General features: G+C 53.6%; 15 protein-coding genes and 2 pseudogenes. 12 read left to right on the forward strand and 5 right to left on the reverse strand.

The window, feature by feature from the left end:
* The first annotated feature begins 90 nt into the window (after positions 1–90).
* From L3069_RS05540 to L3069_RS05585, 9 genes and pseudogenes are all read left to right on the forward strand, one after another.
* Positions 91–981, forward strand: coding sequence for an oxidoreductase (locus tag L3069_RS05540; protein ID WP_038415592.1), 891 nt, complete (start codon positions 91–93; stop codon positions 979–981).
* A gap of 117 nt (positions 982–1,098) precedes the next feature.
* A complete protein-coding gene (locus L3069_RS05545; protein ID WP_038415594.1) occupies positions 1,099–1,536 on the forward strand; it encodes a DcrB-related protein in 438 nt (145 codons plus the stop codon).
* Positions 1,537–1,553: 17 nt separating this feature from the next.
* Positions 1,554–5,792: an RHS repeat-associated core domain-containing protein gene (locus L3069_RS05550; RefSeq protein ID WP_232926097.1), complete on the forward strand. Its 4,239-nt coding sequence runs from the start codon at positions 1,554–1,556 to the stop codon at positions 5,790–5,792.
* Positions 5,786–6,352 carry a hypothetical protein gene (locus L3069_RS05555; RefSeq protein WP_023299519.1) on the forward strand — a complete coding sequence of 189 codons (567 nt, stop codon included), beginning with the start codon at positions 5,786–5,788 and terminating at the stop codon, positions 6,350–6,352. Before L3069_RS05550 ends, L3069_RS05555 begins: the two co-directional genes overlap by 7 nt.
* 566 nt (positions 6,353–6,918) lie before the next feature.
* Positions 6,919–7,533 carry a hypothetical protein gene (locus L3069_RS05560; protein ID WP_126504311.1) on the forward strand — a complete coding sequence of 205 codons (615 nt, stop codon included), beginning with the start codon at positions 6,919–6,921 and terminating at the stop codon, positions 7,531–7,533.
* Positions 7,534–8,089: 556 nt separating this feature from the next.
* Positions 8,090–8,916, forward strand: a pseudogene (locus tag L3069_RS05570) (RHS repeat domain-containing protein); the annotation flags it as partial.
* A 150-nt stretch (positions 8,917–9,066) separates the two neighbouring features.
* Positions 9,067–9,276: pseudogene (locus L3069_RS05575) on the forward strand (ribonuclease domain-containing protein); the annotation flags it as partial.
* Positions 9,276–9,614, forward strand: coding sequence for a barstar family protein (locus L3069_RS05580; RefSeq protein WP_038415599.1), 339 nt, complete (start codon positions 9,276–9,278; stop codon positions 9,612–9,614). The pseudogene L3069_RS05575 and the gene L3069_RS05580, both read left to right, overlap by 1 nt.
* 132 nt (positions 9,615–9,746) lie before the next feature.
* A complete protein-coding gene (locus L3069_RS05585) occupies positions 9,747–10,310 on the forward strand; it encodes a hypothetical protein (protein ID WP_038415601.1) in 564 nt (187 codons plus the stop codon).
* Positions 10,311–10,393: 83 nt separating this feature from the next.
* On the opposite strand, the gene L3069_RS05590 is transcribed toward L3069_RS05585, so the two are convergent.
* The 4 genes from L3069_RS05590 to L3069_RS27435 all read right to left on the reverse strand — a co-directional run bounded on the left by L3069_RS05590 (position 10,394) and on the right by L3069_RS27435 (position 12,290).
* Complete coding sequence (locus tag L3069_RS05590) at positions 10,394–10,723, reverse strand: type II toxin-antitoxin system HigB family toxin (RefSeq protein ID WP_032671566.1); 330 nt, start codon at positions 10,721–10,723, stop codon at positions 10,394–10,396.
* Between the two features lie 177 nt (positions 10,724–10,900).
* Complete coding sequence (locus tag L3069_RS05595; protein ID WP_038415603.1) at positions 10,901–11,521, reverse strand: LysE family translocator; 621 nt, start codon at positions 11,519–11,521, stop codon at positions 10,901–10,903.
* A 179-nt stretch (positions 11,522–11,700) separates the two neighbouring features.
* On the reverse strand, positions 11,701–12,156 hold the full coding sequence (locus L3069_RS05600; protein ID WP_038415604.1) for a hypothetical protein: 456 nt from the start codon (positions 12,154–12,156) through the stop codon (positions 11,701–11,703).
* 26 nt (positions 12,157–12,182) lie between these two features.
* Positions 12,183–12,290, reverse strand: coding sequence for an ash family protein (locus tag L3069_RS27435; protein WP_157843337.1), 108 nt, complete (start codon positions 12,288–12,290; stop codon positions 12,183–12,185).
* 714 nt (positions 12,291–13,004) lie between these two features.
* Between L3069_RS27435 and cspA the strand changes: the two genes are divergently transcribed.
* Positions 13,005–13,217 carry an RNA chaperone/antiterminator CspA gene (gene cspA / locus L3069_RS05605; RefSeq protein WP_022647355.1) on the forward strand — a complete coding sequence of 71 codons (213 nt, stop codon included), beginning with the start codon at positions 13,005–13,007 and terminating at the stop codon, positions 13,215–13,217.
* 226 nt (positions 13,218–13,443) lie between these two features.
* Here the strand turns inward: cspA and L3069_RS05610 are convergent, their stop codons facing one another.
* Entirely contained in the window at positions 13,444–14,340 is an 897-nt protein-coding gene (locus L3069_RS05610) for a LysR family transcriptional regulator (RefSeq protein ID WP_100167681.1), read from the reverse strand.
* Positions 14,341–14,445: 105 nt separating this feature from the next.
* Between L3069_RS05610 and budA the strand changes: the two genes are divergently transcribed.
* A complete protein-coding gene (gene budA / locus L3069_RS05615) occupies positions 14,446–15,225 on the forward strand; it encodes an acetolactate decarboxylase (protein WP_088581799.1) in 780 nt (259 codons plus the stop codon).
* On the forward strand, positions 15,197–16,918 hold the full coding sequence (gene alsS, locus L3069_RS05620) for an acetolactate synthase AlsS (RefSeq protein ID WP_276523073.1): 1,722 nt from the start codon (positions 15,197–15,199) through the stop codon (positions 16,916–16,918). The genes budA and alsS overlap by 29 nt, the downstream gene beginning before the upstream one ends.
* Positions 16,919–16,933: the final 15 nt, after the last annotated feature.

Here is a 16,933-nt window from a genome sequence, read left to right on the forward strand (position 1 = left end):
CTGTTATGTGTTGAGTATAGACAATGGGCGTGGCGCGCTCTTTTCAGGGTGGTATAACTGATAGCAGGCTTAGCAAAAGGGGAGTGACCCATGTCTGACTATCCAACCATTGCGCTGATTGGTCCCGGTGCGATTGGCACCACCATTGCCGCGGTGCTGCATGACGCGGGCCGTACGCCGCTGCTGTGCGGTCGCACCGCGCATCCGGTATTACGCCTGCGTCACGATGAGGATGAAACTGTGGTGCCCGGTCCGGTACTTACCGATCCCACCGTCATTACCCGCCCCGTAGACCTCGTTTTTGTGGCGGTAAAAACGACGCAAAATGCCGACAGCGCCGGGTGGCTGCGCGCCCTGTGCGATGAAAACACCGTGGTCTGCGCGCTGCAAAACGGCGTGGAGCAGAAAGCCCAGCTTGCGCCTTTGGTCAACGGCGCAACGGTGCTGCCGTCGGTGGTCTGGTTCCCGGCGCAGCGCGAGCCGGACGCCTCCGTCTGGCTGCGGGCAAAACCGCGTCTGACACTACCGGACGTGCCGCAGGCGCAGCGGGTGGTCGAGACGCTTCGCGGTACGCGCTGTGATGTTGAGCTCTCGACAGATTTCGCCACCGTCGCCTGGCGCAAGCTGCTGCAAAACGCGGTCGCCGGGCTGATGGTGCTGGCCAATCGCCGCGCCGGGATGTTCAGACGCGAGGATATCAGCGAGCTGGCGCTGGCCTATCTGCACGAGGGACTTGCCGTCGCCCGCGCCGAAGGGGCGAAGCTGGACGATGCGGTGGCCCAGGAGATTCTGGCGAACTTCCAGCGCGCGCCCGAGGATTTAGGCACGTCAATCCTTGCCGACCGTCAGGCCGAACGCCCGATGGAGTGGGATATTCGTAACGGCGTGATCCAGCGCTATGGCCGCAAGCACGGTATTGCGGTGCCCATCAGCGACGTGGTGGTACCGCTGCTGGCGGCGGGGAGCGAGGGGCCGGGCTAACGGCCGCTGTTTTTCCGTTCGGCGAGCGTGACGGTGGAGCAATAATCTGGGGATAGTCAGCCTTAAACACATATGCGAAACTTACCGCTTCTGAAAAAATGTGGTGGGACCCGCTCAATGTCAGAACCATCTTCGCAGTGCCTGTTTAATGAAGGAATGATTGCTTTTCCTGAGGGCTATCAGGACCGTACCGTAAATGTCTTCGCGCCGCCTGCAGCGGATGCGCCCGCGTTCAACATTTCCCGCGATGCCCTCAACCCCGGCGAAGCGCTTGCCGCGTATATCGATCGCCAGCTCGCCCTGATGGCAAAGCACATCAAGGGCTGGAAGCAGGGTGAGCGCAGCGCCGCTACGCTGGGCGACAGCCTTTTACAGGGTGAAACCGTCCATGCCAGCTACCTGCGCGACGGGAAACGCATCTGGCAGCAGCAGGCCGTGTTTAACGTCGACGGCGATAAAATCCTGGTGTTCACTATGACCTGCACCCGCGCGCCGGGCGATGCCGACGGCGCGCTGTTTGGCGATCTTCTCAGGAGCTTCCGCTTCCACCATTAACTTCAGGGACCGTTGTTATGTTTGAAGCAGCACGCGTTGGTGATGATATCGGCCACTCCGGTGCGCTGGCCGGGATGATTGCCGGAACGATTGTCGGTGGCCTGATTGCCGCCGCCGGGGGCATTCTGGCGGGGGCCATGTTTATTGCCGGTCTCGGCGCATCCTGTCTTGGCGTGGGCGTCCTGCTCGTCGGCGCCAGCCTGGCCGTGGGATATTACACCGGGGAGCTGGCGACTGCCGCCAGGGACAGCATCGCCGACGCCGGGGCATCCAGCATGACGAAGAAAGGCGTCATCACCTCCGGCTCGCCCAACGTGTTTATCAACGGTAAACCCGCCGCGCTTGCCACCGATAGCACCGTCGACTGTTCTGACGACGGCTCGCAGCAGATGGCCGAAGGCTCTAAGCGAGTCTCCATTAACAGCCAGCCTGCGTCACGCATCGGGGATCGCACCACCTGCGACGCGAAGGTGATGACCGGTTCTGACAACGTCATTATCGGTGGCGATCCGCAGCAAACCCTGCCCATTCAGTCTGAAGTCCCCGAGTGGCTCTATAAGGTCTCCGATCTTACCCTGCTGTTCGCCGGGCTTCTCGGCGGCTGGGGCGGCGCCGCTGGCAAAGTCGGGGCGCTCTCTAAGCTGCTGGGCAAAATCCCCGGCATCAACAAGCTGGCCCGTATCGCCTGTCGCGCCGGCACGCTGATGACCGGCGTGGCGGCCGCGGGGATCATCGCCCGCCCGGTGGATATCGTCAGCGGACAGAAGTTTCTCAGCGGGGATGATGAGCTGGACTTCGTCCTGCCTTCCCGTCTTCCGGTGCGCTGGCAGCGCTACTGGCGCAGCGGCAACCCCGGCGACAGCGTGTTGGGCCGCGGATGGAGCCTGTTCTGGGAAAGCCGCCTGGAGCCTTATCAGGACGGCCTGGTGTGGCGCGCACCGTCCGGCGATTACGTCGCCTTCCCGAAGGTCCCGAAAGGGATGCGCTCCTACTGCGAAAGCGAAAAAAACTGGCTTGAACATCACCAGGACGACAGCTGGTCGGTGTATGACGTCAGCGGCGAGCGCTGGCACTATGCGCCGCTGCGGGATGCTGCCCCGTCGCTGCTCCAGCGCCTCTCCGAACCCTGCGGCAACGATATCCTCTTTGAGTGGAATGCGGATAATACCCTGCATGCCCTGACCGACTGTGCGGGCCAGCGCGTGGTCTGCCGCTACGACCGCGACAGGCTCGTTGGCGCCTGGCTGGATGACGAGATCTGCCTGGTCAGTTACGCTTATGATGAACAGCGCCAGCTGGTCTCCGTGACCGGCCGGGGCGGTAGCGTGCGCCGACGCTTCAGCTGGCAGGACGGGCTGATGAGCGCTCATGATGACGCCAACGGCCTGCTGAGCGAATACCGCTGGCGGGAGATTGACGGCCTGCCGCGCGTGGTCGGCTTCCGCCATAGCGGCGGCGAACAGCTGACGTTCGAATACGATTTTGAGAACGGCACCCGCCGCGCGACCCGCGAAGACGGCGCGCAGGCGCACTGGCTGGTGGATGACGACGACAACATCGCGCGCTTCACGGATTACGACGGTCGCCAGACGACGTTTGTCTACCGCGACGGCGAGCTCTGCCACGTCATTCTGCCGGGCGGGGCGATGCGCCGCAGCACGTGGGACAAATACGGCCGCATGACCAGCGAGACGGACCCGACGGGCCGCCGCACGGAGTATCACTGGCATCGCCTGACCGACCGCATCACCCGCACGGTTTACCCGGACGGTACCTCATCGCAGGCCATGTACGACCTTCGCGGTCGCCTGCTGTCGGAGACGGATCCGGCCGGTAGCACCACCGCGTATCGCTATCCCGATGATGAAGAATTCCTCCCGGAGAGCATCACCGACGCTATCGGCGGCGTGGTGCGCCTGGTCTGGAACCACCAGGGGCTGCTGACGCAGCGCACCGACTGCTCCGGCAGCGTCACCCGCTTCACCTACGACCGCTTCGGGCAACTGATTGCCAGCGAAGATGCAGAAGGGAATATCACGCGGCGGGAGTGGAGCCGTGCCGGGCTGCTCAGCGCCGTGATCCATCCGGACGGTAGCCGCGAGTCGCTGGTGTGGAACGAACGCGGCCAGCTCACGGGCTGGCGCGACCCGCTGGAAAGCGAGGTGAGCTGGGCCTATAACGCGCTCGGCCTCCCGGTCAGCCTCACCGACCGTATTGGCCGCGTGCGCCAGTGGCGCTACGACCCGCGCGGTAACCTGCTGCGACTCGATAACGGCAACGGGGCGGAATACCGCTTCACCTACGACGCCGTGGGCCGCCCGCTCAGCGAAACGCGCCCGGACGAGACCGTGCGCCATATGGAATGGGACGCGCGAGGGTTCCTCTGCGCGCTCGAAGAAAACGGCCGGCCTGCCGCCGACGGCGGCATCGCCCGTCGCGTCCAGCAGTTCAGCTATGACGACAGCGGGCTGCTGATCGGGCGCACTCAGCGCCACGCGGAGTACCGCTACTTCCGCGACCTGAGCGGCCAGATTACCCGCATCCGCCGCACGCCGACGGCCGAAGGCGTTGCCCTGGGTATCGAAAGCGATGAGATCGCTTACCGCCACGACGCCGCCGGGCGCGTGCTGAGCGAGTCCGGCATTAACGGCGCGGTGGGCTACGAATGGGATGCCCTGAGCAACCTGACCGGCCTGACGCTGCCCGGCGAGCAAAAGCTGGCCTGGCTGCACTACGGCTCCGGCCACGTCAGCGCCATCCGCTTTGGGCAGCAGCTGGTGACCGAGTTCACCCGCGACCGCCTGCACCGCGAGGTGCGCCGCACCCAGGGCGCGCGCGAGCAGCTCCGTCAGTATGACAGCCTCGGCAGACGCACCCTGCAGCGCAGCGAACTGAGCACGGACGTGACCCTGCCGGAGCAGGCGCTACTGGAACGCCTGTATCGCTACACCGCGCGCGGTGAGCTTTCCGGCGTCAGCGACACCCTGCGCGGTGAGGTGGATTACGGCTACGACGCCGAAGGGCGTCTGCTGAAGCACTACGAGGCCCGACAGGGACACAGCCGCGCGCAGTTCAGCTACGACGCCGCGGATAACCTCGCCGCCAGTGACGCTGCGGCACCGGTCACGGATAACCGCCTCCAGCACTGGCAGGCGCTGTTTATGAAATACGACCACTGGGGCAACCTGGTCAGCCGCCGCATCGGGCTGTACGAGCAGCATTATGCGTATGACGCCGAGAACCGGCTGGTGTCCGCCCGGGGAACCGGGCCGGAAGGGCGGTTTGAGGCGCGCTATCACTACGACGCGCTGGGCCGCCGTACGCGCAAAATCGTCACCACGACGCACGGCACCACCGACACCCGCTTCCTGTGGCAGGGCTACCGCCTGTTGCAGGAGCAGCAGGCGAGCGGGCTGCGCAGCACCTATGTATACGACCCGAATGAAGCCTGGAGCCCGCTGGCGCGTGTGGATCACCTTCGTGACCAGAGCAGCGGTGAGATTTACTGGTTCAATACCGATCTGAACGGTGCTCCGCTGGAGGTCACAGACGAGCGCGGCGCGGTGCGCTGGAGCGGCCAGTACGGCAGCTTTGGCGAGGTGCGCCATCAGAGCGAAGGGTTCTCACGGCTTGTGAATCGCTCGGCGATGGCACACCAGCCGCTTCGCTATGCCGGGCAGTACGCTGACGGTGAAACGGGGCTGCACTATAACCTGTTCCGCTACTACGACCCGCAGGTCGGGCGGTTTATTGTGCAGGATCCGATTGGGCTGAATGGCGGGTGGAACCTTTATCAGTATGCGCCGAATCCGTTGGGGTGGATTGATCCGCTGGGTTTAATAAACGAATTTGGAATCGCAGGCTATGGAAGCCCCGTCCATGCAAAAGACGGTTTAACTGCACATGAGTTATTACAAAATGCTTGGCTAAGAAATAATGGCATAATAAAAGGTAGAATGTCTGGTATTGCAACTACCAACCCAGCGATAGCTTTGCAAGAAAACGCTATGCATAAAACCATATCCAAATTACAGGCCAAATATGGATTGCATAATCCTAATGTACTAAAAAACCAGTCCGCATTGCAGAATATCAACAGGAATACTGCAATTACTCGAAGAGGTATTTACGAAGACTTGGTGAATAACAGAGGTTGGGAACGTCAAAACGCTAAGGAATTTGCCACAGAAACGGCAATGAAACTTAGAGAAGAGTCTATTGGGTTTGCCAGAAAAAATGGGTTGACAAAATGTTAAAATCTAATCTTATCGCTAAAATAAGTACCCTGCCTGATGGTAATGTCATTGGGCGGATTGGTGGAAATATCCCTGAATTCTTTTTAGATAAACTAGATATTGTGCGGGGTTATAAATTTTATTTGACAGTTCAGAATCCTGATGAGGCACATGAGTATATTACGATACTTACTCCTGAACGATATGATGATATGATTGATAAAAACATCTACCCTAATTGTTCAGTAAAAATTTTTACGCACACGCATTCTGATGAAAGCAATAATGATGCATTTACGATAAAACACATTAATAAGGCAGTTATCGTTGGGTATGATAAGGTTGAAAGTGAAGAGTTTGACTTTATCACTAAAACCGAAGAGGCAAGATTAATACAATCGGAAGATTATTATTTTGATGCTTTGCAAAAAGATGGTTATGAATTTTTCATGCAGATAGATGAAGATTATTATCCAGATGCATTGCTTGATGGTGATTACATCTTTGGTTACGGTGCTTTGTATTTGTATAAAAACATATCTGGCGGGAATATCATAGCTGGTTTTTGGCAGTACTCGTAAAGATAAATGATTAATAAAAGCCGGGTTAGTATTAATTATTTCCGGCTTATATAATATTGATGGTTTTTTATTCGGAATGCTTTTTTTCTTAATTTTTTAATTGCTTTTATAAAATTTCTTTCAATTAATCATGGTATTAATATCATGTCTCAGAAAAATATATTTTTTTATAATTTAATAATTGCTCGCCCGTGTTTAAGATTCTATCTCCGCCAAAATGTTAATATTTTAAGATGCATAGTTTCAACTGGTTAAGTTTGTAATTCTATAGACACGACGGGATATCGTTGACATGAATGTAAAGGCACTAGAAAAAAATATGATATGATTTACGGTCGTGATGCTTTAATAATATTAGCACTGAGTTAAGATTTTATTCCTTTAGCTTTTTGGTAAAAGCTTCTTTAGGTTTATCTGCTACCAGGTAGGCGTAATCCTAATTAGAAAAATCATTGGTTTGAGCATCCCGACGGCCACCCGGATGCTAGTCAAACTGGTATGTCTGAGCATCATTCTAATGGTCATGTGCATGCGATTGACCCTAAAGGTAATGAGGTGATTTTTACATGGTAAATAATATGCCTGAGCAATTAATTAAATTTCCTATTTCCGAATGGATAGTTCAATCAGGTCATTTCAAAACTGATTTACCATCGGAGGCTTATTGTATTTGCTATCAATATAATATAGATAGTAATGGATATGGTCCTTATGATTTTTTAACTGAAAAATCGAAGGGGCTATTGTCCTCTTTATTTACTAATCTTATGTGTTTTAATAAAGAGGGGCAAAATCTTGATGCTTGCTCAGCCCTAAGTAGAAAAGGGCTTTATTTTTATGGCAACAATAATGAACAAGTGAATAAGCGACTGACGGAGTATCGCAAGATGCTTCTGAAAAATAAGTTAAGAACTAATAAAGGATTACCTGAAGAGAATTTCCCTGAGAAACCTGAACTACTTAATCTTTATGATGATTATGGTGGTGCTGATGTAAGTGTAATAAATTCTTTAATAAAAAAAGGTTATCAATTTCTTTTTTACAGGTTTTTTACTCCTGTCGCTGGGGGGAGTGTAATTGTTTTTGATGGTAATATATGGGATAAAGCCGTTGAATATTGTAAGAAAAATGGAATTAGTTTTCAAGAGGTTGATTCAGTTGATAATCTGAAAGAATGGTAAGGTTGTTTTTTATAAATTAGCTAACTTAATAATAAAAAAGGACTGGAAAGATCTTCTTATCTTTCAAGTCCTTTTTTATTCTAATTTTGGGGAAGTTTTACACCATATGTCTTGTCAGATTATGTTACTTGGATAGCTCCTGCATATCATAATTATCCGCTATCAGAAAAATATAGCTGTTCGAAATATTCATGGTGACGCTGCGCCCGGTCTCAAATCCCTTCTCTGCGAGTCAGTTGCTCATGAGGGGGCAAGTTGGGCTTGCGTGTATGTCCGGCAGAGATTTTGGTTTACGGTTGGAATAGGTAATGCCGACAAAGTCGACCTTAAAAAGCAGGATACTTTGAGTAAGTTTTTTCTATTTAACCTACTTTTTAGAAAGTAACATAAGTATCGTGCAGATAGCTTAATTTATCAGGGTGTGGCGGTAGCATGATTGTCTTATGCAAACCGCTACTTCCACGACCTGAGCGGCCAGATTACCCGCATCCGCCGCACGCCAACCGCCGAAGGCGTTGCCCTGGGTATTGAAAGCGATGAGGTTGCTTACCGTCATGACGCCGCCGGGCGTCTGCTGAGCACTACGAGGCCCGACAGGGGCACAGCCGCGCGCAGTTCAGCTATGACGCAGCGGATAACCTCGCCGCCAGTGACGATCCGGTACCGGTCACGGATAACCGCCTGCGGCACTGGTAGGCGCTGTTTATGAAATACGACCACTGGGGCAACCTGGTCAGCCGCCGCAACGGGCTGTATGAACAGCATTACGCGTATGACGCCGAGAACCGGCTGGTATCCGCCCGGGGAACCGGGCCGGAAGGGCGGTTTGAGGCGCGCTATCACTACGACGCGCTGGGCCGCCGCACGCGCAAAATCGTCACCACGACGCACGGCACCACCGACACCCGCTTCCTGTGGCAGGGCTACCGTCTGCTGCAGGAGCAGCAGGAGAGCGGGCTGTGCAGCACCTATATCTACGACCCGAATGAGGCCTGGAGCCCGCTGGCGCGGGTGGATCATCTCCGTGACCAGAGCAGCGGTGAGATTTACTGGTTCAATACCGATCTGAACGGCGCGCCGCTGGAAGTGACCGACGAGCGCGGCGCGGTGCGCTGGAGCGGCCAGTACGGCAGCTTTGGCGAAGTGCGCCATCAGAGCGAAGGGTTCTCACGGGTTGTGAACCGCACGGCGATGGCACACCAGCCGCTTCGCTATGCCGGGCAGTACGCTGACGGTGAAACGGGGCTGCACTATAACCTGTTCCGCTACTACGACCCGCAGGTCGGGCGGTTTATTGTGCAGGATCCGATTGGGTTGAATGGTGGGTGGAACCTTTATCAGTATGCGCCGAACCCGTTGGGGTGGATTGATCCGCTGGGTCTTAAATGTTCTCATTCAGCAAAGAATCCTAAAGAATTTCATGCTGTTGTAAACGAAAAATGGGGGCATAAAATGACCGCCTCAGAAATGAGGGAAGTACAAAAAACAATCGATAATATTAAATTGAATAGACCAGCTTTTCCTCGTGATGGAATACCTTTTGAAAATAATTTCAAAATTTCACCAGATAGTCAGCGCCTTAATACAGGAAGCGGTCCTTATAGAGAATGGACAGTAAAAACACCTGGTGTAGGAAATCGAGGAGCCAGGCGTATAGTTGTGGATACAAAAACAGGTCAAGCATTTTATAGTCACGACCATTACAACACTTTCATAGAGATCGGTCTAGGAGGATGGAAGTAATGAAAGTAATTACTTTATCTATTGACTTTAAAGAAATAAATGATGTTACAGAATTTCATGATAGGGTTAAGCACTTGTTTGGCTTTCCTGATTTCTATGGTAATAATTTCCATGCATTCATAGATTGCCTGACTAGTTTGCGATTCCCAGAAGAGGGGATGACATCTTTAAACTTAAAGCAAGACGAGTTTTTATTACTTAAGATAAGTAATATCAACAATTTGAATGAGGAGTTGAAGCATGATTTTCTTTTGTCAATTCAAGAGGTAAATAATAGAAGTATTTTATTTGGTGAGGAGCCAACTATCTTGTTATTGCTTTGTGCACAACATAAGTGAAATATGGCGGGCGAAAAGAAAAATTCGCCTGTTTTTTATTAATTGATATTATTCTGAACGGAAGTATATTGCGGAAAGTATATTTTTCACTCACTATGTGGAGTGTAATCATAGATACTTTAGGGAGGGCTGATGAGAGGGATTAAAGAGGCGTTGAAGCAACTAGCCGCTATTTGTAATGAATGCTCGGTATCCGGAAATTTCAATACCGTTAATGACTTGGGCAATGCATTTCCAACCAACCTACCTCGTTCCACAGATGTTGATTACTTATATAAAAATTACAATCCGGAAAAATTAAACATTGAAACAGGCTTCACGCCAATTAAAATTCACTCTGTCAGTGAGCTCTCGAAGGCTCAAAGTGGTTATGAATACTTACCGGATAATTATCTTGTTATTGGTGATGATTTAGGTGGAGGTAAACCTTTAATTGCGGTTATCGAAGAAGGGAATACCTCTGTCTATGCTAGTTATGATGTAATTGAACCATTTAAAATAGCTAGCAGTCTCTCTGGATTTATATTTTCATTAGCTGAGCTTATTGATCTGGTATATGGTCAATACGGTATCTTTGATATAGCAGATGATAATGACGAAGTGAAAGGTGACTTTATTGATGAGTTGCGGAAAAGAATTGCGCCTCTTATCGGTAATGAAGGTTTTAATGCATTCTATGATTATTTTTATGGCTAGGGTACATGTTTTTTATTTAAATAAATGAATGGGATATGCCTCGCTTGTCAGATTGTTCGCCGCTTTGATGGCTGCTGCAAAGTTCATTCTTTCGTTCTCCGGTAGAGGTACGTGAGCTTGTCATACTCTGCGTGAGTGCTGGTGTGTTTGATGAAGAGCTTTCCGCGCTCAAAATCAGTAAATAACATTACTCTTAAATACCCGCCACCTACGTCAATGACCCACCATTTTTCCCGGTATTTCATCCTCTCCCGGCTGGGGAAGCGCTTTCGCATGTCGTCTGGTGATGGATAGTGGTCTCCTTTTAGTACCCAGTAAAGATCTTCCAGAGCGAGTTCTTGAATAGGAAAATGTCTGGTGGCCGCGTCGAAAGCGCTCTTGAGACTGCGGGCATTTTTGCCCCTTGTTTCCAGATTGGAAACATTTAAGGTGGTGGTCGGCGGGTTGAGAATGTGGGAATTGTCATGGATTGCAGTTTTCATTTGCTCGTGATAAAGGCGATCATTTAATGAGTGCGAACACTGTAAGAGGTGACTGTGAAAGAAATGTCCACTTTGTGCAAGAAGCGGACCTTTATAGCCAGCTCAAGGCTATCTCGTACTCATAGCGAGTTTAGCCGCAAAGCATAAAAATAAGCCGCCTGTGGCTCTATCCATCACCTTAACAACGCGACTTTTCTTCAATACGGCTGACGCAAAATGTGTGGATAAAATGAGTGTGAGTGACCATATAGTCCCAATCGCTACGTGGATGCTGACCAGGATAAAAGTCCATATAAAAGGAGAGTGACCGGCAGGTATGAACTGCGGCAAAAAAGAGACATAGAAAATGCCCATTTTAGGATTGAGCACATTCCCCAGCATTCCTCTGATAAACCAGTTCCCCTGAGAATCGTTGTTGTCATCGCCATTACTGAAAGATGATCGGGGACGTACCAGCAGTTGTAAGCCCAGCCAGCTCAGGTAGACCGCGCCACAAACTTTGAGCACAGTGTAAGCCATCTCTGAAACCGCCAGAAGAGCACCAAGACCTAACGCCACCAGCGCGCCCCATACAAAACAGCCAGCATCAATGCCAAGCGCAGCCTGAAAAGCCTTTTTGCCGCCCTCAGCACAAGCTGTGCGCAAAATAAGTGCCGTATCAAGGCCGGGAGTCAGGGTAAGTAACAATGCTGCGAGAGAGAATGCGAAGAGGGAATCGTTAACAGTCATTTTCTTTATCCGAAAGAGAAAATGCTAATCATTTAGTTCGCTACAATCAATCCATAAAATATTATTTTTAAAAGGTCCGCTGTTCGCTCTTACCAGACATTCAAAAACAACATTAAATTTTGCGTATGGCCGGGGATCCGCTTCTTACCCAGCAGAACTCCGGCCTCCCATCACCCGCCTCAGTGCGTCGTTATATACGGCTCCTTCACAAACTCTGCCAGCAGCCAGACCATATCATGCAGTAGCCCGGCGAGTTCTTTCGCCACGCTCGCAGGCAGTGTCCCGCCCATCACCGCCAGCGTTAATGCCACGGCATAATCCACCTGCAACACCGTTTCCTGCCAGCAGTCCGGCACGCAGGAAGTAATCTTTTCACCTGCAATCAATTGCTCAACCAGATACGACGGAAGCTCTGAGTCACAGCACTCACGCAGCCGCTTCAGCGCGGCCAGCAATCGCTTGCAGAGCGTGGCAAACATCACTGCGTCGTCAGTTTCCACCAGCACGCTAACATACGCAGTGCAGGCGTCAGCCAGTTCAAAGAGATCCGCAGAATCGGGAAGTTGCAGGTGGAGAAGGTGATAAACAGCGCTTTCTTCATTAAGCGCGTAAGAAAATCCAGGGATAGTAGCCATAAGGCATCCTCTTTATGCAAAAAATGTTAACCGCCCGATGAGTTCCTACGCTCAGAGGGGGTAGCGCTGACGGAGGTAGGAATACCGTGCATAAAGAAAAACGGCCAGCCTTTCGACTGCTCCGTCAGCGCCACCGTGATTCTAACGGGATATGCGCTGTCGCGACAAAAAATATCGCTTTATGCTAACGGGTTCCTACGCCCGGTTACGGATGTGCCGCAACGCAGGCACTTTACGACCGTGAAGAAGGGATGAAAAGGGAGGCCCCTGAATTACATAAGGTTGCTTGCAGGTTTGCGAGGCGGCTTCCAGAAGGGGATTGCCGCGTGGCGGCTACGCCCGACCCGGCCTCCAAACCACCGCGATACGACCCGTAGGCCCGCGCAAGCGCAGCGCCGCCGGGCACAGTTTGCACTGCGGTTACGTCTTACGCAGACCTTTTCATTTGAGCATCCCTTCTAATGATGTCTGCGTCGCGCGGGAGGATTTTCCCGCCTGTGAACAAAACACCCCAAACTCCCGGCACAGTGAAAGCGTAGACATTTTGTAGTACATGGTAGACCTCAAGCCAGAACGATGTCTGGCACCGCGACCAGCCATCCGGGCGTTTAAATGGTTAAAATAAATAATAATAATCATTGCGCAATAAATTTCGCTGTGTCTTAATAGCGTCATCGGTTTGGAATACAGACCTTATGAAAGCAGTTTTAGTAAAGCAGTCCTCAGTTCAGGTGTTATCAGTAGATACTCCTTCTTCGTGAGCCTCCTCCTAAGTGCCAAATAAGTAACTCTCGAAATACAGGCCATCATCGCCGCGCTTAAGTGGCTCATAAATTAAGGATTTATCTATGTCTAATAAAATGACTGGTTTAGTAAAATGGTTCAACGCAGATAAAGGTTTCGGCTTTATCACCCCTGACGACGGCAGCAAAGATGTATTCGTACATTTCTCTGCAATTCAGAGCGACAACTTCAAAACGCTTGATGAAGGTCAGAAAGTTTCCTTTACCATTGAGAATGGCGCAAAAGGTCCAGCAGCTGGAAACGTTTCTCCACTGTAACCCGCGCTAAATATCAGTGCGGCGTACGATAGCGATGAAGACAATAGTCCGAGCAGTTAAGCTGTACTGATAAAAATTAACCCGCACCTGTGCGGGTTTTTTATTTTTAAAGGGTAGTGGTACTGAGTTTTATATGGCAGCCTGCCCATACTCCCTTCAAATTCAGCCTCAAAAACTGCTTCGCAATAAATTGAGCATCAATACAGTCCGCAGTTTCTGAAAAGGTTCATCCCTGCTCCCGTTCCCCCTCGCTCATCATCGCCAGAAACCGTTTCACCGTCCGTGAGCGTTCAAAGCGCCGCCAGCAGAGCGCGATATCGGTATAAAGCTCCGGTGAGCTCAGCGCGTGGTAGGTGACATTCGGCGGAGAAATAGCGGCCATCGATTTCGGCACCAGCGCGAACCCGCCGCCAGCGGAGACCATGCTCAGAGAAGAGGAAAGTTGTGAAGATTGCAGCGTGTGTTGCATATCGACTCCGGCCCGCTCGCAGCTGCCGTAAACGCGGTCATACAGCCCCGGCGCGACCTCCTGGGGGAACAGCACCACCGGTGTCTCCCGAAGCTGCTCTAACGCCAGCGAATCGCACGCAGCCAGCGGATGGTCGCGATGCAGCGCCACCACCATCGGCTCCCGGTCTAGGATTTTTAGCTCGAACACCTTGCTGCTCTCGCACGGCAGGCGCACGAAGGCGATATCCAGTTCACCCTCCGCCAGCATTGTCGTCAGCGAAGACATATTGGCTTCCACCTGGTGAACCTGCACCGCCATGTTCTGCACCTGAAACTGACGAATCAGGGCGAAGATTTTGGGATGAAAAGCATCTGAACTGGTGATGCCAATCGACAGGCTGCCGTTCAGCCCGCGCGCGATGCCCCGGGCTTTCTCCAGCGCGGCGTCGCTCAGCGCCAGGATCTTACAGGCGTCCTCATAGAAGGCTTCTCCCGCCTCGGTCAGCTCCACGCCCCGCGTCAGGCGCCTGAACAGCGGCGTGCCCACTTCCTCTTCGAGCCGTTTGATCTGCTGACTCAGATGAGGCTGTGAAATACCCAGCGCTTTGGCCGCCCTGGTGAAGTGTCGCTCGCGTGCTACCGCGACAAAATAGCGCAGATAACGAAGTTCCATATCAAAAACGTCTCAAACCAGCATGGATTCTATATTGGAACTCTCTGCTGAATCGGGTCAACATTTATTTAACCTTTATAAATAAAGTTGAAGAGGACGGGCATGATGATGCATTCATCTGCATGCGACTGTGAGGCGAGCTTATGCGAGACCCTGCGCGGGTTCTCGGCTCAGCATCCTGACAGCGTGATCTATCAGACATCGCTAATGAGCGCCCTGCTAAGTGGCGTCTACGAAGGGGAGACGACGATCGCCGACCTGCTGGCACACGGTGATTTTGGTCTCGGCACCTTTAACGAGCTGGACGGTGAAATGATTGCCTTCAGCAGCCAGGTGTACCAGCTGCGCGCCGACGGCAGCGCCCGCGCCGCTAAGCCGGAGCAAAAAACGCCGTTCGCGGTGATGACCTGGTTCCAGCCGCAGTACCGCAAAACCTTTAACGGTCCGGTCAGCCGTCAGCAGATCCACGACGTGATCGACCAGCAGATCCCCTCCGATAACCTGTTCTGCGCGCTGCGCATCGATGGCAACTTCCGCCATGCGCATACCCGCACCGTTCCGCGCCAGACGCCGCCGTACCGGGCGATGACCGACGTGCTGGACGACCAGCCGGTGTTCCGCTTTAACCAGCGCGAGGGCGTGCTGGTCGGGTTCCGCACCCCGCAGCATATGCAGGGCATCAACGTGGCGGGCTATCACGAGCACTTTATCACCGACGACCGTCAGGGCGGGGGACATCTGCTCGACTATCAGCTGGAGAGCGGCGTGCTCACCTTCGGCGAAATCCACAAGCTGATGATTGACCTGCCCGCCGACAGCGCGTTTTTACAGGCCAACCTGCACCCCAGCAACCTTGATGCGGCTATCCGCGCCGTCGAAAACTAACAGGAGAACTACCGTGAACAGTGAGAAACAGTCACGTCAGTGGGCGCACGGCGCCGATATGGTTGTCGGCCAGCTGGAAGCGCAGGGTGTGAAGCAGGTGTTCGGGATCCCGGGCGCAAAAATCGACAAGGTCTTTGACTCCCTGCTGGACTCCTCCATCGAGATCATCCCGGTGCGTCACGAGGCGAACGCGGCGTTTATGGCGGCAGCGGTAGGGCGGTTAACCGGCAAGGCCGGAGTCGCGCTGGTCACCTCCGGGCCGGGCTGCTCCAATCTGATCACCGGCATCGCCACCGCCAACAGCGAAGGCGACCCGGTCGTCGCGCTGGGCGGGGCGGTGAAGCGGGCGGATAAAGCCAAGCTGGTGCACCAGAGCATGGACACTGTCGCCATGTTCAGCCCGGTGACCAAATACGCCGTAGAAGTGAACTCCCCGGACGCGATTGCCGAGGTGGTGTCGAACGCGTTTCGCGCTGCCGAGCAGGGCAGGCCGGGCGGGGCGTTTGTCAGCTTACCGCAGGATATTGTCGACCAGCCCACCACGGGGGCGATTTTACCCGCCAGCGGCCCGGCGCTGATGGGCCCGGCACCGGAGTCCGCCATTAACGAGGTGGCGAAGCTTATCGAGAACGCCAAAAACCCGGTCATTTTACTCGGCCTGATGGCCAGCCAGCCCGCGAACAGCGCCGCGCTGCGCACGCTGCTGGAGAAAAGCCGCATTCTGGTCACCAGCACTTATCAGGCCGCCGGGGCGGTGAATCAGGAACACTTCACCCGCTTCGCCGGGCGCGTCGGCCTGTTCAACAACCAGGCCGGAGATCGGTTGCTGCATCTGGCGGATCTGATTATCTGCATCGGCTACAGCCCGGTGGAATACGAGCCGTCCATGTGGAACAGCGGCGACGCGACGCTGGTGCACATTGACGTGCTGCCCGCCTATGAGGAGCGCAAGTATGTTCCCGATCTGGAACTGGTCGGGGATATTGCCGCCACGCTGAATCTGCTTGCCAGCCGAATCGAGCACAAACTTGAACTCAGCCAGCGCGCCTCGGAAATTCTTGTCGATCGCCAGCATCAGCGTGACCTCCTCGACCGTCGCGGCGCATCGCTAAACCAGTTTGCCCTGCATCCGCTGCGCATCGTGCGCGCCATGCAGGACATCGTGAATAACGACGTAACGCTCACCGTCGATATGGGCAGCTTCCACATCTGGATCGCCCGCTACCTCTACAGCTTCCGCGCGCGTCAGGTGATGATCTCCAACGGTCAGCAGACCATGGGCGTGGCGCTGCCGTGGGCGATTGGCGCGTGGCTGGTCAACCCGGGGCGCAAGGTGGTGTCGGTCTCCGGGGACGGCGGATTTTTGCAGTCGAGCATGGAGCTGGAAACCGCCGTGCGCCTCAATGCCAACGTGCTGCACATCATCTGGGTGGATAACGCCTACAACATGGTGGCGATCCAGGAAGAGAAAAAATACCAGCGTCTCTCCGGCGTGGAGTTTGGCCCGGTCGATTTCAAAGCCTATGCCGACGCCTTCGGTGCGAAAGGCTTTGCCGTCGAGAGCGCCGACGCGCTCGAACCGACGCTGCGTGCCGCAATGGATGTCGATGGCCCGGCCGTGGTGGCCATTCCCGTCGACTACAGCGATAACCCGCTGCTGATGGGCCAGCTCCATCTCAGCCAGATTTTGTGAATCAATATAAGGACA

The sequence above is a fragment of the Enterobacter cloacae complex sp. ECL411 genome, assembly GCF_021869665.1.
GTDB lineage: Bacteria > Pseudomonadota > Gammaproteobacteria > Enterobacterales > Enterobacteriaceae > Enterobacter > Enterobacter intestinihominis.

What these genes read in the sequence shown, in the direction of transcription:
- L3069_RS05540 (WP_038415592.1), top strand. Translation starts at nt 91, where the DNA reads ATGTCTGACTATCCAACCATTGCGCTGATTGGTCCCGGTGCGATTGGC.
- L3069_RS05580 (WP_038415599.1), top strand. Translation starts at nt 9,276, where the DNA reads ATGAAAGTAATTACTTTATCTATTGACTTTAAAGAAATAAATGATGTT.
- L3069_RS05595 (WP_038415603.1), bottom strand. Translation starts at nt 11,521, where the DNA reads ATGACTGTTAACGATTCCCTCTTCGCATTCTCTCTCGCAGCATTGTTA.
- L3069_RS05545 (WP_038415594.1), top strand. Translation starts at nt 1,099, where the DNA reads ATGTCAGAACCATCTTCGCAGTGCCTGTTTAATGAAGGAATGATTGCT.
- L3069_RS05600 (WP_038415604.1), bottom strand. Translation starts at nt 12,156, where the DNA reads ATGGCTACTATCCCTGGATTTTCTTACGCGCTTAATGAAGAAAGCGCT.
- L3069_RS05560 (WP_126504311.1), top strand. Translation starts at nt 6,919, where the DNA reads ATGGTAAATAATATGCCTGAGCAATTAATTAAATTTCCTATTTCCGAA.
- L3069_RS05610 (WP_100167681.1), bottom strand. Translation starts at nt 14,340, where the DNA reads ATGGAACTTCGTTATCTGCGCTATTTTGTCGCGGTAGCACGCGAGCGA.
- alsS (WP_276523073.1), top strand. Translation starts at nt 15,197, where the DNA reads ATGCGGCTATCCGCGCCGTCGAAAACTAACAGGAGAACTACCGTGAAC.
- L3069_RS05585 (WP_038415601.1), top strand. Translation starts at nt 9,747, where the DNA reads ATGAGAGGGATTAAAGAGGCGTTGAAGCAACTAGCCGCTATTTGTAAT.
- L3069_RS05555 (WP_023299519.1), top strand. Translation starts at nt 5,786, where the DNA reads ATGTTAAAATCTAATCTTATCGCTAAAATAAGTACCCTGCCTGATGGT.
- cspA (WP_022647355.1), top strand. Translation starts at nt 13,005, where the DNA reads ATGTCTAATAAAATGACTGGTTTAGTAAAATGGTTCAACGCAGATAAA.
- budA (WP_088581799.1), top strand. Translation starts at nt 14,446, where the DNA reads ATGATGCATTCATCTGCATGCGACTGTGAGGCGAGCTTATGCGAGACC.
- L3069_RS05550 (WP_232926097.1), top strand. Translation starts at nt 1,554, where the DNA reads ATGTTTGAAGCAGCACGCGTTGGTGATGATATCGGCCACTCCGGTGCG.